The 16,025-nt window shown below is 54.3% G+C and carries 14 protein-coding genes; 7 read left to right on the top strand and 7 right to left on the bottom strand.

The window, feature by feature from the left end; translation table 11 throughout:
• Positions 1-18 precede the first annotated feature (18 nt).
• Positions 19-780 (top strand): 2-dehydro-3-deoxy-D-gluconate 5-dehydrogenase KduD, encoded by a 762-nt coding sequence (gene kduD / locus BJ887_RS09500; RefSeq protein WP_014171473.1) that lies wholly within the window; start codon positions 19-21, stop codon positions 778-780.
• A gap of 295 nt (positions 781-1,075) precedes the next feature.
• Positions 1,076-2,509, top strand: coding sequence for a sugar porter family MFS transporter (locus BJ887_RS09495; RefSeq protein WP_226777985.1), 1,434 nt, complete (start codon positions 1,076-1,078; stop codon positions 2,507-2,509).
• 38 nt (positions 2,510-2,547) lie between these two features.
• Here the strand turns inward: BJ887_RS09495 and BJ887_RS09490 are convergent, their stop codons facing one another.
• From BJ887_RS09490 to BJ887_RS09475, 4 genes are read right to left on the bottom strand one after another with little or no spacing between them, the layout of a single operon-like run.
• Positions 2,548-3,834 (bottom strand): ABC transporter substrate-binding protein, encoded by a 1,287-nt coding sequence (locus BJ887_RS09490; protein WP_020883762.1) that lies wholly within the window; start codon positions 3,832-3,834, stop codon positions 2,548-2,550.
• A 14-nt stretch (positions 3,835-3,848) separates the two neighbouring features.
• Entirely contained in the window at positions 3,849-4,976 is a 1,128-nt protein-coding gene (locus tag BJ887_RS09485) for an ABC transporter ATP-binding protein (protein WP_014171470.1), read from the bottom strand.
• A gap of 12 nt (positions 4,977-4,988) precedes the next feature.
• Complete coding sequence (locus BJ887_RS09480) at positions 4,989-5,891, bottom strand: carbohydrate ABC transporter permease (protein WP_025203331.1); 903 nt, start codon at positions 5,889-5,891, stop codon at positions 4,989-4,991.
• Positions 5,884-6,774, bottom strand: coding sequence for a carbohydrate ABC transporter permease (locus tag BJ887_RS09475; RefSeq protein WP_014171468.1), 891 nt, complete (start codon positions 6,772-6,774; stop codon positions 5,884-5,886). The genes BJ887_RS09480 and BJ887_RS09475 overlap by 8 nt, the downstream gene beginning before the upstream one ends.
• Positions 6,775-7,314: 540 nt before the next feature.
• On the opposite strand from BJ887_RS09475, the gene wzz(fepE) reads away from it, so the two are divergent.
• Positions 7,315-8,439 carry an LPS O-antigen length regulator Wzz(fepE) gene (gene wzz(fepE) / locus BJ887_RS09470; RefSeq protein WP_073396462.1) on the top strand — a complete coding sequence of 375 codons (1,125 nt, stop codon included), beginning with the start codon at positions 7,315-7,317 and terminating at the stop codon, positions 8,437-8,439.
• A gap of 41 nt (positions 8,440-8,480) precedes the next feature.
• Here wzz(fepE) and BJ887_RS09465 read toward each other — a convergent pair whose 3' ends face one another.
• Complete coding sequence (locus BJ887_RS09465; protein ID WP_020883766.1) at positions 8,481-8,804, bottom strand: cupin domain-containing protein; 324 nt, start codon at positions 8,802-8,804, stop codon at positions 8,481-8,483.
• 136 nt (positions 8,805-8,940) lie between these two features.
• On the opposite strand from BJ887_RS09465, the gene BJ887_RS09460 reads away from it, so the two are divergent.
• Positions 8,941-9,633, top strand: coding sequence for an aspartate/glutamate racemase (locus tag BJ887_RS09460; protein WP_121339793.1), 693 nt, complete (start codon positions 8,941-8,943; stop codon positions 9,631-9,633).
• Here the strand turns inward: BJ887_RS09460 and BJ887_RS09455 are convergent.
• Positions 9,628-10,551: a LysR family transcriptional regulator gene (locus BJ887_RS09455; protein WP_014171464.1), complete on the bottom strand. Its 924-nt coding sequence runs from the start codon at positions 10,549-10,551 to the stop codon at positions 9,628-9,630. The genes BJ887_RS09460 and BJ887_RS09455 overlap by 6 nt on opposite strands.
• Before the next feature lie 122 nt (positions 10,552-10,673).
• Here BJ887_RS09455 and lysA point away from each other — a divergent pair, with 122 nt between their 5' ends.
• Positions 10,674-11,936 (top strand): diaminopimelate decarboxylase, encoded by a 1,263-nt coding sequence (lysA, locus tag BJ887_RS09450; RefSeq protein ID WP_047356704.1) that lies wholly within the window; start codon positions 10,674-10,676, stop codon positions 11,934-11,936.
• Here the strand turns inward: lysA and BJ887_RS09445 are convergent.
• A complete protein-coding gene (locus BJ887_RS09445) occupies positions 11,906-12,943 on the bottom strand; it encodes a LacI family DNA-binding transcriptional regulator (RefSeq protein ID WP_032678896.1) in 1,038 nt (345 codons plus the stop codon). The two genes, lysA and BJ887_RS09445, sit on opposite strands and share 31 nt — an antisense overlap.
• A 300-nt stretch (positions 12,944-13,243) precedes the next feature.
• On the opposite strand from BJ887_RS09445, the gene BJ887_RS09440 reads away from it, so the two are divergent.
• Positions 13,244-14,569, top strand: a complete 1,326-nt coding sequence (locus BJ887_RS09440) for a PTS sugar transporter subunit IIC (protein ID WP_020883770.1) — start codon at positions 13,244-13,246, stop codon at positions 14,567-14,569.
• A 7-nt stretch (positions 14,570-14,576) separates the two neighbouring features.
• Positions 14,577-16,004, top strand: coding sequence for a glycoside hydrolase family 1 protein (locus tag BJ887_RS09435; RefSeq protein WP_032679731.1), 1,428 nt, complete (start codon positions 14,577-14,579; stop codon positions 16,002-16,004).
• The last annotated feature ends 21 nt before the right edge of the window (positions 16,005-16,025 follow it).

Raw genomic sequence — 16,025 nt, 5'->3', positions numbered from 1 at the left:
AAAGATTAAGGAACAAACATGATTCTGGATGCATTTTCTCTGCAGGGTAAAGTGGCTGTGGTGTCCGGTTGTGACACCGGGCTGGGTCAGGGTATGGCGTTAGGGCTGGCGGAAGCGGGCTGCGATATCGTCGGGATTAACATTGTTGAGCCTACTGAAACCATCGAGCGCGTCACCGCGCTGGGTCGTCGTTTTCTGAGCCTGACCGCCGATCTGCGTAAAATTGACGCCATCCCTGAACTGCTGGATCGCGCGGTGGCGGAATTCGGCCATATCGACATTCTGGTGAACAATGCCGGACTGATTCGCCGTGAAGACGCGATTAATTTCAGCGAGCGCGACTGGGACGACGTGATGAACCTGAACATTAAGAGCGTGTTCTTTATGTCCCAGGCGGCGGCGAAACATTTCATTGCCCAGGGGAAAGGCGGCAAGATCATTAATATCGCCTCTATGCTCTCCTTCCAGGGCGGTATCCGCGTGCCGTCTTATACCGCATCCAAGAGCGCGGTGATGGGCGTTACCCGTCTGCTGGCAAACGAGTGGGCGAAGCACAACATCAACGTCAACGCGATTGCGCCGGGGTACATGGCGACGAATAACACTCAGCAGTTGCGTGCTGACGAACAGCGTAGCGCGGAAATCCTCGACCGTATCCCGGCGGGCCGCTGGGGCCTTCCGGACGATCTCAAGGGGCCGATTGTATTCCTGGCCTCTCCGGCATCCGATTACATCAACGGCTATACCGTGGCGGTCGATGGCGGCTGGCTGGCGCGTTAATTGCGTATTCCGTCTTAAACCTCTGCCGGTGGGTGGAGGTTTTTTTTGCCCAAAAATTGCCATTATCCATATGGCTCAAGACGAAAAATCCATACTAAAAAATCATAAATGATATGCATCACAGTTTTATTGCTTAAAAATTAAATGATTAATAAAAACTGGCGGTATTTCATCGTTAGTTGAAATTGTAATGTCCATCACAGATCGCTATGCCACAGCGAAATAATCCATATCTTCGCGAATTACGGCCTGACACTTTTCCGCGCTATCTCGTAATTTCAGTTAACGAATTTCGCTGTTCAGGCAGGAAAATATGACATCTATAAATGACTCTACCCTTATGCCCGCCGCGTTGCGTGATACCCGACGCATGAATCAGTTTGTCTCCATCGCGGCTGCAGTGGCCGGTTTACTGTTCGGTCTGGATATTGGCGTGATCGCCGGGGCGCTGCCCTTTATCACCGATCACTTTACGTTGAGTAACCGCCTGCAGGAGTGGGTGGTCAGCAGCATGATGCTGGGTGCGGCCATCGGCGCGCTGTTTAACGGCTGGCTTTCGTTCCGCCTCGGGCGCAAATACAGTCTGATGGTGGGGGCGATTCTGTTTGTCGCCGGCTCTATTGGGTCAGCATTTGCCACGAACGTGGAAATGCTGCTGCTCTCCCGCGTGTTGCTCGGCGTGGCGGTGGGGATTGCCTCTTACACTGCGCCGTTGTACCTCTCCGAAATGGCGAGCGAGAACGTGCGCGGCAAGATGATCAGTATGTACCAGTTGATGGTGACGCTGGGTATCGTGCTGGCGTTTCTGTCTGACACTTATTTCAGCTACAGCGGCAACTGGCGCGCGATGCTGGGCGTGCTGGCGCTCCCGGCGCTGGTGCTGATTGTTCTGGTGATTTTCCTGCCAAACAGTCCGCGCTGGCTGGCGCAAAAGGGCCGTCATGTGGAAGCGGAAGAGGTGCTGCGGATGCTGCGTGATACCTCAGAAAAAGCACGTGAAGAGCTGAACGAGATCCGCGAAAGCCTGAAGCTGAAGCAGGGGGGCTGGGCGCTGTTTAAGATCAACCGCAACGTACGCCGCGCGGTGTTCCTCGGCATGCTGCTGCAGGCGATGCAGCAGTTCACCGGGATGAACATCATCATGTACTACGCGCCACGTATCTTCAAAATGGCGGGGTTCACCACCACGGAACAACAAATGGTTGCCACGCTGGTGGTGGGGCTGACCTTTATGTTCGCCACCTTTATCGCGGTGTTCACCGTGGATAAAGCCGGACGTAAACCGGCACTCAAGATTGGCTTTAGCGTCATGGCGCTCGGTACGCTGATCCTTGGCTACTGCCTGATGCAGTTTGATAACGGCACGGCCTCAAGCGGTCTTTCCTGGCTCTCTGTTGGCATGACCATGATGTGTATTGCCGGATATGCGATGAGCGCTGCGCCCGTCGTGTGGATCCTGTGTTCCGAAATTCAGCCGCTCAAATGCCGTGACTTTGGCATCACCTGTTCCACGACCACCAACTGGGTGTCGAACATGATCATCGGCGCGACCTTCCTGACGCTGTTGGATTCAATTGGCGCGGCAGGAACCTTCTGGCTCTATACGGTTCTCAACGTCGCGTTTATCGGGGTCACGTTCTGGCTGATCCCTGAAACCAAAGGCGTCACGCTGGAGCATATCGAGCGCAGGCTGATGTCCGGCGAGAAGTTGCGTAATATTGGCGTGTAATCTGTTGCCGGGTGGCGAAGAGGCCACCCGGCTTTTCGTTAGCGCATCGCGCGTTTCAGAATACGTTCAGCCTGACGCTGGAAGTCAGCGGCAGTCTCTTCCACGGATTTCTGTCCATAATCGATGTACTGCAGAGAGGTGCCGAACTGGGCCACAATCTGCGGATCGTCAAAGTAAGGTGACACGGAAAGTTTGGCTGGCAGAGACTGCGCCAGACGCAGCCCCGCGACAGACGGATCGCTCTCTTTGATGGTGCCGTCTTCGGTCAGGAACTGCACCGCGGCTTTACTCAGCGGCACGCCACGCTCCAGACCCAGCGTGTCTACTCCCTCTTTGCTGTTCAGCAGGAAGTTAATCAGTTTCGCCGCCGCTTCCGGGTTTTTGGTGGATTTACCAATCGAGAGCATCTGCGCCGGTTTGAAGAAAAGGCCCGCATCGGTTGCGCCCGGCAGCATCGGGTAACTGCCCAGCACCAGTTTTGCTGGTGGCTTCAGGTTGTCGGAATACTTGTTGATGGTGGAGTTCCACATGTAGGTTCCCGCCCATTCTCCCTGGATCCACGGCTTCATCTCATACATGTTGCTCTTACCAAACGACGCATAGTATTTGGTGTCCGGCATGACGTGGCTATCCACCAGCGTTTTGTAGGTCTGGAAGAATTCCACCCACTGCGCTTTGCTGTAGGCGAACTTCTTGGTTTTTTCGTCCACGGCAGGGATGTTGTACTTCTGAATCATGTACGAGTTCAGCAACGCCAGCGTGTCCTGATGCTCCAGCACGACCGGGTAGTACTGCTTGCCGAGTTTACTCTCGAAGGTTTTACCCGCCGCCATCAGCTCGTCCCAGGTTTTGGGGTATGCAATACCGGCTTTTTTCCAGGTCTCGTCGTTGAAGTAGAACACGCGTGCGGTGACGGAGATCGGAATGCCGTTCAGCTTGCCGTTGATGGTGGTGGACTGAAGTTCTTTGGGATCGAACTGGGTCAGGTCGATCACGTCTTTCATTTTGTTCAGGTCGTAGAACCCGTCGCCGGTTTTCGAGAAGATTGGCAGCCAGTTCCAGTTGGTCTGCATCACATCCGGCTCGGTGCCGCCCGCAATTTGAGTGGTCAGGCGGGAGAGGTGCCCATCCCAGCCGGTGTACTCTGCTTTAACGTTGATATCCGGGTTCTGCTTATGGAATTCCTCCAGCGCTTTCAACGTCACCTGATGGCGGCCATTACCACCCCACCAGGACATGCGTAATTCGACATCTTGCGCCATCGATGGCAAAGCGGTAAGGCCCAGCGTCGCGGAGATTGCTGCGCTTAAAAGCACTTTTTTCATTTTTATAAACTCCATCAGAGAGAGAGGTTCTGTTCAGTTTTTGCGTCAAAAATATGACATTTATTCATATCAAATTTGAAATACACCTTGCGATGAAGGCCTTTATCAATCATTGGCTTAGCTTCATCGGATGGAATTCTGGCGGTCAGTTCGTAGTCCGCAACCTTCAGATAGACGAAGAATTCGTGGCCCATGTTTTCCACGCGAACCATTTCGCCACTGCAGCCCCCGTCAACGAATGGTGCGTCGGAGAGGGAAACGAATTCCGGACGTACGCCGTAGTAAATGGCCTGCCCGGCATAAGCGGAGACTTTCTCCTGCATCCCGGCGTTCAGCGGCATGGTTTCATTGCCGATGGCGATGTGCAGTTTCCCGGCGCTTTCCACCAGCTGGCTTTGACGAATATTCATCTCCGGCGCGCCGATAAAGCCTGCCACGAACATGTTTTTCGGCTTGTGGTAGAGGTTGTCCGGGGTATCAACCTGCATGATGTGGCCGAGTTTCATCACGCAGATGCGGTCGCCCATGGTCATCGCTTCGGTCTGGTCGTGGGTGACGTAGACGGTGGTCGCCGGTTTACCGGATTTCTTCAACTGCTTATGCAGGTCGGAAATACGAATGCGCATTGAGGCGCGTAGTTTGGCGTCGAGGTTTGACAGCGGTTCGTCGAACAGAAATACATCCGGCTTTTTCACAATCGCACGGCCTACCGCCACGCGCTGTGCCTGGCCGCCGGAAAGCTGGCGTGGCAGGCGGTCGAGTAACTCTTCCAGCTCAAGGATTTTGGCCGCTTCGTTGACCTGAGATTCAATCTGATCTTTTGGCAGTTTGCTCAGCTTCAGACCAAAGGCCAGGTTTTCGCGCACCGTCATGTGGGGATAGAGCGCGTAGTTCTGGAACACCATCGCAATCCCGCGCTCTTTTGGCGCGAGGTTGTTCACAATCTTATCGCCGATGCGGACTTCACCCCCGCTGATGGTTTCCAGGCCAGCCAGCATGCGCAGGGTGGTGGATTTGGCGCAGCCGGAGGGGCCAACGATCACCATGAACTCTCCTTCAGCGATTTTCAGGTCAATGGCATGTACCGCTTTAAAGCCGTTGGAGTAGACCTTTTCCAGTTTGTTGAAGATAACTTCAGCCATAATATTTCCCTCTTAACCTTTAATTCCGCTGCTGGTGACGCCCTGGACGAAGTAGCGCTGTGCCAGGAAGAAGACAATGATGGATGGCAGAATGGAGATGCTCGCCATTGCCAGAATTTCGTTCCACGGCGCCCCTTCGGTGACGTCGATGGACATTTTCAGCGCCAGTGCAATCGGGTATTTATCCACGCTGTAGACATAAATCAGCGGCCCGATAAAGTCGTTCATTGACCACATGAACTGGAACAGGGCGACGGAGATAATGGCCGGTTTCAGGATCGGCACCACCACGTACCACAGCACCTGAAGCGAGTTACAGCCGTCAATTTGCGCCGCCTCCTCCATGTCACGCGGCACGCCGCGCAGGAACTGGATAAGCATGAAGACGAAGAACCCCTGGGTGGCGAAGGCCAGCGGCAGGTACAGCGGCATATAGCTGTTGAGCATGCCCATTTCACGGAACATCAGGTACTGCGGGATCAGCAGCACGGTGCTGGGGAGCAGCATGGTGGTGATGAGGGTGGCGAACCAGAATTTCTTCCACGGGATTTCAAAGCGCGCAAAGCCGTACGCCACGATGGTGGAGGAGATAATGGTCAGGATCACTTTCGGGATCACATACTTAAAGGTGTTCAGCATGTAATGGCCGAAGTTGTATTCGGTACCGGTTTTCCAGCCATTCACAAAACCATCCCAGGTCGCATGGGCAGGCCACAGGCTGAGAGTGGTGAAAATCTCGTGGTTCGGTTTAAACGAAGCCGAGAACATCCACACCAGCGGATAAAGCATCAGCAGGCCGACAAACAGCAGGATCACGTAGCGCACAGCGGCGTTAATTTTCTCTCTGCGCAGCGTGCGGGCGACTTCACGCTCGGCAATCGTCCTCGCCGTGGAAAGTTGTTGGATATCAGCCATTTTTGCCTCCTTTATCGGCGGAGTAGAACACCCAATATTTCGATGACTTAAAGGCGATACCGGCAAAAATGGCCACCACCAGGAACAGGATCCACGCCAGTGCTGCGCCGTAACCCATGTCAAAGTATTTGAACGCGGTGTCGTAGATGTAGAGTGAGAACAGATAAGTGGAATACGTTGGCCCGCCGCCGGTAATGACATACGGTCCGGTAAATTCCTGGAACGCCTGGGTGGTCTGCATAATGAAGTTGAAGAAAATCACCGGCGTGATCAGCGGCACGGTCACTTTCGTGAACATCTGCCATTTGGATGCCCCATCGATCATCGCCGCTTCATACTGCGACTGCGGAACGTTTTGCAGCGCGGCCAGGAAGATGACCATCGCGGAACCGAACTGCCAGACGCGCAGCAGGGTGACCGACATCAGGGCCAGCGAGGGCTCCCCCAGCCAGTTCACCGGGTCAAAACCAAATACGCCAATAAAGCTGTTCAGCAGACCATCAATGGCAAAGAGTGCGCGCCACAAAACAGCAATGGCCACGGAGCTGCCGAGGATCGACGGAATATAGTAGGCGGTACGGAAGAATCCAATACCGCGTAATTTAAAGTTCAGAACAAACGCAATCCCTAATGCAAAGGCCAGCTTCAGGGGGATGGTCAGAAATACATACGCAAACGTCACTCCCATTGATGTCCAGAAGAGCGTGTCTTCCGTAAACATGTAGCGATAATTTTCAATGCCGTTAAATACCGGCGGGCTCATCAGGTCGTAATCCGTAAAACTCAGGAAAAACGATGAGACGAAGGGGAAAGCCGTAAAGAGTATCAACCCAATGATGTAGGGTGATATCCACGCGAGCCCCAGCAGCTTGTTTTCATTCATACTTACCTACCTGGTAATCAATGGTTTAAAACGGAATCTGCGTCTGTAACAACCTTTCAGGCTGTCGAAACCGAGCCTGAACGGCAATGTTCTGGGTAATACGTGTCACGGTTACTTCATTTAACTTTGTTTTATAAGACTTTTTTCGATTTCATCGATGCGCGAAACGCCTGGATTTCAATACGGTAGAACTCGTGTTCCTGGATAATAAAACGCCGTTTTATTTTATATTATTGCTATTTGTTTCTGCGTCATTCGCTTAATAGCGGAAATGTGATCAAAGTCGAAACGGTGTTTCAATAAGGTGATGAGGATGGCATTTTTGCGCTATTTCAGGCGTTCAAAGAAGAGAGAGGAGGGCGGGCGGAAAGAACCGGATGATTAATAAAGACAATACCGTGGAGAAACTAACTACTAATTCTGATAGCAGGTCTACAGCTGGATCATTCTTTCGTTCAGATAATTCTTACTTTCTTGTATCATCGGACCACTGTAACCAATCAGGCAGAAATGGTCTGCACCCTCAAAAGAAGAATGGCTATGTCAGCAATGGATTTCAAAAAAAATACGGATCTCGACTTCCCCCATTACGCGGCCCCGGCAGTCAGTTCCAAAGAAATTGACCTTCTGGGACTGTTAGAAGTTCTTCTGGCGGCAAAAAAACGTATCATCGTGATTGCCTTCGCATTCGCACTGGTTGGACTGGCCATCGCGTTCTTACTGCCACAAAAATGGACCAGTAAAGCGGTGATCACACCGGCGGAACAGACGCAGTGGAACCCGCTGCGCCAGATGATGGTCGCCCTGCAGGTGCTCGACGTGGACGTGAAAATTACCCGTCCGGACGTGTTTAACCAGTTTATTAAAAAGTTCCAGTCGCAGTCGTTGCTTGAGGAGTACATGAAATCCTCACCTTACGTGATGGCACAGCTGGAAGGCACTGATGTGGATCCGCTTGAGCTGCATCGTGCGGTGGTCAATATCTCCGAAAAGATGAAAGCGGTAGATAACACCCTGGCAAAAGACGCGGATAAAGCGCCGTACGTCTCGTGGACATTGAGCTTCACCGCGCCGACGGCGGGGGATGCGCAAACGGTTCTTAAAGGTTACGTGGATTACATCTCGCAGATTGTTGAGCAGGAAACCATGGAGAATATCCGTAACCAGATCACCCTGAAAACCAAGGTGGTGGAGCAGCAGCTGGAGCTGGATCGGGTACGTCTGACGAATGTTCACAACACCAATCTGCAGCGTCTTAACTATTCTCTGGAAGTGGCCAACGCGGCTGGTATCAAAAAGCCGGTCTACAGCAACGGTCAGGCGGTTAAAGACGATCCGGATTATTCCGTCGCGCTCGGTGCCGACGGTATTGCGCAAAAACTGCAGATTGAAAAAAATCTCAAGGACATCGCTGAGCTGAACGCGGACTTCCAGAACCGGGAATACTACCTGGCGCAGCTGAAAAAGCTGTCGGTCGAAGACGTCAAACTTGAACCGTTCAAGTATCAGCTCTCTCCATCTATGCCGGTGAAAAAAGACGGTCCGGGCAAAGCCCTGATTGTGATCCTGGCGGGACTGCTGGGCGGGCTGTTTGCCTGTGGCAGTGTATTACTGCGTGAGGCCATGCTCAGCCGCAATCCTCTGGTCGAGCCTGTAACGGAATAAAAAACGCAGACGAGAAGGGCGCTGTCATCAGCGCCCTTTTTTTATTTCAAAAAATCCTCACGTACCGGCGTGAAGGTATCCAGCAGCGTGCCGGGTTTAAGACACACGCAGCCGTGCATCACATGTGGCTTTTTGTAGAGGGTATCCCCGGCCGTCACCACATGTTTTTCATCTCCAATCGTGAACTCAAACTCGCCGGACAGCACATAGGTTAACTGTTCATGAGGATGGTTATGCAGTGGGCCTGTCGCGCCCTGTTCAAAATTCACCTCCACCGCCATCATTTTACCGCCATGGGCAAGAATACGGCGCGTCACGCCGTTCCCCAGATCGTCAAGCGTGGTCTCGTTGTGGAAAATAAACATATCGTCACCCCAGAATGTATTAAAACAATGTTTCATTTAATTTATATCACCATGGGTTAAAAAGAAACGACGTGACAAAGAACTGGAAACACGATCACAAGTTTGCTTCACTGGGATAAACACATAAGGAGGGATGATGAAAACGATCGGCCTGTTAGGGGGGATGAGCTGGGAATCGACAATCCCCTATTACCGCCTGATTAATGAAGGGGTGAAGCAACGTCTGGGGGGCCTGCATTCTGCCAGCCTGCTGCTGCACAGCGTAGATTTCCATGAAATCGAAGCCTGCCAGTCGAGCGGTGAATGGGATAAAGCCGGGGAAATACTGGCCGAGGCCGCGCTGGGGCTGGAGCGTGCGGGAGCAGAGGGGATTTTGCTCTGTACCAACACCATGCATAAAGTCGCGTCCCATATCGAAACGCGCTGTTCGCTGCCCTTCCTGCACATTGCCGATGCAACCGGGCGGGCCATCACCGCATCCGGGTTACGTCGTGTGGCGCTGCTGGGAACGCGCTACACCATGGAGCAGGATTTTTACCGTGGTCGGTTGAGCAGCCAGTTTGGCATTGAAAGCCTGATCCCGGATGAGGCAGACCGGGCCCGCATCAACCAGATTATCTTTGATGAACTCTGCCTCGGCACCTTTAGCGAATCATCCCGGGCATATTACGTCAGCGTGATTGAAAAACTCGCGCAGCAGGGGGCGGAAGGGGTGATCTTCGGCTGTACGGAAATCGGTTTACTGGTGCCGGTTGAGCAAAGCCCGATTCCGGTCTTCGATACCGCCGCGATTCATGCCGCCGATGCCGTGGAGTTTATGCTGTCATAAACTTTGCCGATCGGATAAACGAAGCGCCACCTGACGGGCATGGGCTATCAGGTGCTCCGTAAACGCCTCCACCAGCGCTGAGACCGGGCGATGGAGGGGGCGGATCAGGCTCACGGTGAACGGGACTGACAGGCTAAACGGGCGGATGACAATATCGCGCCCGGCGTAATCCAGCGCCGTCAGTGGATTCACCACCGAAACGCCCACCCCGGCGCGCACCATGGCGCAAATGGAGGCCGCACTGTGGGTCTCGACCACCATCCTGCGCTTCACCTGATGCTCGGCAAACAGTGAATCCAGCAGCTGCCGGTAGCTGTCGGTTTGTGACAGGCTAATGTAGTTCTCACCGTGAAAATCCGCTGGCGTCAGGATCTGCTTGCGGGCAAGCGGATGCCCGGCTGGCAGCACGCACACCTCATCTAAAGAGAGCAGTTCCGTGCGTTCCGTTCCCGCGGGCGTAGAGAGGGTTTCGGTCAGGCCTAAATCATGGCGCTGTGCGGAGAGCCACTCCTCGAGCAGCGGTGACTCCTGCGGGACAATCGTGAGATTCACCTCCGGATATCGGGCCAGAAAAGGCTGGAGCAGCGTCGGCAAAAAAGACTGTGAAAAGACGGGCAGGCAGACAATCGATAGCTCGCCCTGCCGAAACTCGCGCAGGCTTTCCGCTGCACTGACAATGCGGTCCAGGCCGTACCATGAGCGCTGCACTTCCTCGAACAGGCGCAGCCCCTGTACCGTCGGGTGAAGCCTGCCCCGGGTGCGTTCGAACAGCTTCAGTCCCAGCACTTTCTCGAATCGCGCCAGCTCGCGGCTGACCGTTGGCTGCGAGGTATGGAGCATCTGCGCAGCCTCGGTGAGGTTGCCCGTGGTCATCACGGCGTGAAAAATCTCGATATGGCGTAAATTGACGGCGGGCATAGGTCACCTGAATACAGAGAACTGTCCATATCATTTTTGCATAGACTCGCGATAAAACGATATTTTTTATTCTCTTCCTGCTGTGGCGTAATCATAAAAAAATATCACCCCGGAGAAAGACCATGCCACGCCCGCTTAACCAGACTGATACCGATTTGAATGCCGAAAACCTGCTACGCCTGCCTGCCGAGTTTGGCTGTCCGGTGTGGGTCTACGACGCGCAGATCGTTCGCGAGAAGATTGCTGCCCTGCATCAGTTTGACGTGGTGCGTTTTGCCCAGAAGGCGTGCTCCAATATCCACATTCTGCGTCTGATGCGTGAGCAGGGTGTGAAGGTCGACTCCGTCTCCCTGGGGGAGATTGAGCGCGCGCTGGCGGCCGGGTTTGATCCGAAAACCGATCCTGACGCGATTGTGTTTACCGCCGATGTGATCGACGACGCCACGCTTGCTCGCGTCCATGAGCTACAGGTGCCGGTAAACGCCGGGTCCGTGGATATGCTGGAACAGCTTGGGCAGGTTTCTCCGGGCCACCGCGTCTGGCTGCGCGTGAACCCTGGCTTTGGTCACGGTCATAGCCAAAAAACCAATACCGGCGGCGAAAACAGCAAGCACGGTATCTGGTATGCCGATATGCCCGCTGCCCTGGACGTACTGCAGCGTTACAATCTGAAGCTGGTGGGCATTCATATGCACATCGGCTCCGGCGTGGATTACGCGCACCTTGAGCAGGTTTGTGGCGCAATGGTGCGCCAGGTGGTCGAGTGTGGTCAGGATCTGGAGGCGATCTCCGCCGGGGGCGGTCTTTCCATTCCTTACCGTGAAGGGGAAGAGGCGATCGACACCGATCACTATTACGGCCTGTGGAGCGCCGCGCGTGACCAGGTCGCCGCGCATCTTGGTCATGCCGTGAAGCTGGAAATTGAGCCGGGTCGTTTCCTGGTGGCTGAATCCGGGGTGCTGGTGGCGCAGGTTCGCAGCGTGAAAGAGATGGGCTCGCGCCACTTTGTGCTGATTGACGCGGGCTTTAACGATCTGATGCGCCCGTCAATGTACGGCAGCTATCACCACATTTCGGCTCTGGCTGCCGATGGCCGCGATTTAACTCACGCGCCGCGTATCGAGACGGTTGTTGCGGGCCCGCTGTGTGAGTCTGGTGATGTCTTTACCCAGCAGGAAGGGGGGAAAGTGGAAACCCGCGCGCTGCCGGAAGTTAAACCAGGCGACTATCTGGTGCTGCACGATACCGGTGCCTACGGGGCGTCAATGTCCTCAAACTACAACAGCCGCCCGCTGCTGCCAGAAGTGTTGTTTGATAACGGCAAGGCGCGGCTGATCCGCCGCCGCCAGACCATTCAGGAACTGCTGGCGCTGGAACTCGTCTGAGTGAAGTACGGCCCCGTCGTGACCGAGTCGCGTAATACCAGCGTACCGGTGAACGGCGGGATCGCGTCGACCGGTTGGTTTTTTGCCAGCCGGATCGCCTGATCGATAGCCGTAACGATCATATTGTCGATAGGCAGATAAACCGACGAGAGCGCTGGCTCCAGCCATTTCGCGCATGGGGCATCGTCAAAGCCAAACAGGGAAATATCCTGTGGGATCCGCAGCCCCGCCTGGTGTAGCGCCTTGGACGCACCCAGCGCCATATCATCGTTACAGGCAAACAGAGCGCTAAACGCTATACCGTCGGCAATCAGCTCTTTGCAGAGCTCATATCCTCGCGTCATTCCCGCATCGCCATACTTAATCCGCCGCTCGTCCAGACGAATGCCGTGCTTTTCCAGCGCCTTACGGTAGCCCATCAGCCTCGCTTTCCCGGTTGGCGTGTGGATCGGGACGGTGATACAGGCGATCTCCCGGTGGCCCTGGTTGATCAGGTAATCCACGGCCTTAAAGGCGGCATCCTGCTGTTCGAAGAACACGCAGCGATCGGGCGCCTGGCTGACTTCACGGTTGATGACCACCAGCGGGGTTTGCACCGAATGGATCAGCTTCATGATCGCTTTTTCGCTCATGTAGCGGGTGTAAAGCACGATGGCATCGCATTTGCGATCGGCCAGCATTTGTACCGCCTGCTCTTCCTGCTCCGGGGCGTCGTGACCATCCGTGACGATCAGCTGCTTGCCGTGGGTTTCCGTCTGTCGGGAGGCCTGCTGAAGAAGACGACCAAAGTAAAAACCATCAAAGGTAGAGACCACCAGACCAATGCTGTTGCTGGTCTGGTTTGCCAGCGAACGCGCAAGAAAATTTGGGCGGTAGCCCAGCTCTTCCATCGCATTAAACACCTGCTGACGCGTACTCTCTTTAACCTGACCTGTGCCGTTCAGCACGCGCGATACCGTGGCTTTCGACACGCCCGCGCGCAATGAGACATCCAGCATTGTTGCCATTAGACATTCCTGATTCCACGTAACGATCTGCAGTTTAACACAGACCATCCGGTGCATAAGCGATGCGGGAAGGGCAAAACTTCCAGCACGATCACGCTTTTAGGTAACGATCGGTCAGTTCGAAATACCGGGTTTTAAGTGGTATGCCAAAATCGATACAAACTGCATTTTGGAATACCTGTTACGTCCTTGAGAGCTTAATCACAGAACAAAACCCGACATGAAGCTATTTTTGGTATGCCAATAGTATCCGGCTGTACACCTTATCCAATAAAAGCCCTTTTACTGAGGTATTACCCTATGGCATTACAGGAAAAACTGATCGACGCTCTGGGCAGTTTTGCCACAAAATTCAACAGTTATCGCTATATCATGGCGATCAAGTCTGCCTTTATTACCTTAATGCCGGTCATCATCGTTGGGGCATTCTCTGTCTTGATCTCCAATATGGTACTGGATCCGAAAAATGGCCTGGCGAGCTTCCAGTCCCTCTCTTTTCTCGCCACGCTAAAACCCATCACCAGCGCGCTCAATTACGCCACCCTGAATTTCCTTAACATTGGCGCGGTGTTCTTAATCGGCATCGAACTGGGCCGCATCAACGGGATCAAATCCTTATTCCCTGGCCTGCTGGCGGTGATCTGCTTTATCTGCGTGACGCCGACAACCGTTGAGATGCTGGTGGATGGTGAAATGCACGTGGTGAAAGACGTGCTGCTGCGTCAGTTCTCTGATACCCGTAGCCTGTTCCTCGGCATGTTTATCGCGATTCTGTCGGTAGAAATTTACTGCTGGCTGGAAAACCGCAAGGGGCTGAAGATCAGGATGCCGGACACCGTACCGCCAAACGTGGCGGCATCGTTCTCCGCGCTGATCCCGGCGATCATCACCACTACCGCGATTGCCACATTGGGTTTCGTCTTCCATCAACTCACCGGCATGTATCTCTATGACGCGGTCTATCAGGTGGTGCAACAGCCGCTGGAGCGCGTGGTGCAAAGCCTGCCGGGCATTCTGCTGCTGATGTTTGTCGCACAGCTTTTCTGGGTGATTGGTATTCACGGCAACCAGATGATCAAGCCGATCCGCGAGCCGCTGCTGTTAGGCGCCATCACCGTTAATATGAGCGCCTTTGAGCAGGGCAAAGAGGTGCCGAATATCATCACCATGCCGTTCTGGGATGTGTATATGAGCATCGGCGGGTCGGGGCTGACCATCGGCCTGCTGATCGCGGTCATGATTGCCACCAAACGCAAAGAGATGAAAGAGATCGCCAAGCTTTCCATTGGTCCGGGGCTCTTTAACATCAACGAGCCGGTGATCTTCGGCATGCCAATCATGCTTAACCCAATCCTCGCCATTCCTTTTATTATCACGCCGCTGGTGACCGGCTCTATCGGTTACTTTGCCACCGTAACCGGCTTTGCCGGTAAAGCCGTGGTGATGGTGCCGTGGACCACGCCGCCGCTGATCAACGCCTGGCTCTCCACCGCCGGATCGATGGGGGCGGTCATCACTCAGCTTATCTGCATTGTGACTGCCGTCATTATCTACCTGCCGTTTGTGAAGATTGCTTCACGACGTGCCGAACAGGCCGCGCTGCAACAGGCGACCGACAATGCATGAGGATGTGATGACGACAAAACAGATAACCATTCCGCAGGATTTCATTCTGGGCGCGGCCGCGTCAGCCTGGCAAACCGAAGGCTGGAGCGGAAAAAAGGCGGGGCAGGATTCGTGGATCGATCTCTGGTACAAAAACGATCGTCACGTCTGGCACAACGGCTATGGCCCGGCGGTGGCGACCGACTTTATCAACCGCTTTCGTGAGGATGTGGCGCTGATGAAGCAGGCGGGGCTGACGCACTACCGAACCTCGATTAACTGGTCACGTTTTTTAACCGACTATGAAAAAGTGACGGTGGACGAGGAGTACGCCGCCTATTACGACGCGTTGTTCGATGAGATGCACCGTCAGGGTATTGAGCCGATGATCTGCCTCGAGCATTACGAGCTGCCGGGCGTGCTGCTTGACACTTACGGCGGCTGGGCTTCAAAGCAGGTTGTCGACCTGTTTGTCCGCTATGCGGAAAAAGTCTTTGAACGCTACCACGGTAAAGTCACCCACTGGTTTACCTTCAATGAACCGATCGTGGTACAGACCCGCGTTTATCTCGATGCGCTGCGCTGGCCCTACGAGCAGAATACCGGTAAATGGATGCAGTGGAACCACCATAAGGTTCTGGCGACGGCAAAGGTTGTACAGCTGTTTCGTGCCAAAGGCTACCCTGGCTCGGTTGGCTGTATTCTCAACCCCGAAGTCACCTATCCTCGATCGTGCGCACCGCACGATGTTAACGCCGCAGAGAAGTACGATCTGTTCTATAACCGCGTATTTCTCGATCCGCTGGTGCACGGGCGCTACCCGCCAGAACTCTTTACGCTGCTGGAACAGCATCAGGTGGCGTGGGACTACACCGCAGAAGAGCTGGAACTGATTGCGCAGAACACCGTCGATGAGCTGGGGATAAACCTCTATTACCCGCATCGGGTGAAAGCGCCGTCTCGTGCCTGGCACCCGGAGACACCGTTCCACCCGGCGTACTACTACGAACCGTTCGAACTGCCAGGACGGCGAATGAATAAATCCCGCGGCTGGGAAATCTACCCCCGCATTATCTACGATATGGCGATGCGAATAAAAAATGACTACCGCAACATCGACTGGTTCGTGGCGGAGAGCGGGATGGGCGTGGAGAACGAAGCGCAGTTTCGCAACAGTGACGGGGTCATTGACGACGAGTACCGCATTGCGTTCATTCGCGAGCACCTCTATTACACGCTGCTGGCGCGGGAGGAGGGGGCAAACTGTCATGGCTATATGCTGTGGGCCTTCACGGACAACGTATCACCGATGAACGCCTTCAAAAATCGCTACGGGCTGATTGAGATCGATCTCGATAACAATCGCGCCAGGCGGGCGAAAAGGTCGGCGAGCTGGTTCCGGCAGCTGCGCGATGCGCGCGTGCTCACGCTCCCGGTCGATGATGAATGGAAGTAAGCGAAAACCATGCTGGTTCTG

The organism is Enterobacter sp. WPR_3_1 (assembly GCF_003635055.1).
In the GTDB taxonomy this organism is placed as follows: Bacteria; Pseudomonadota; Gammaproteobacteria; order Enterobacterales; family Enterobacteriaceae; genus Enterobacter; species Enterobacter ludwigii.
Note: the sequence above shows the minus strand (reverse complement) of the source record. Positions and strands in the feature narration are given on the sequence as shown.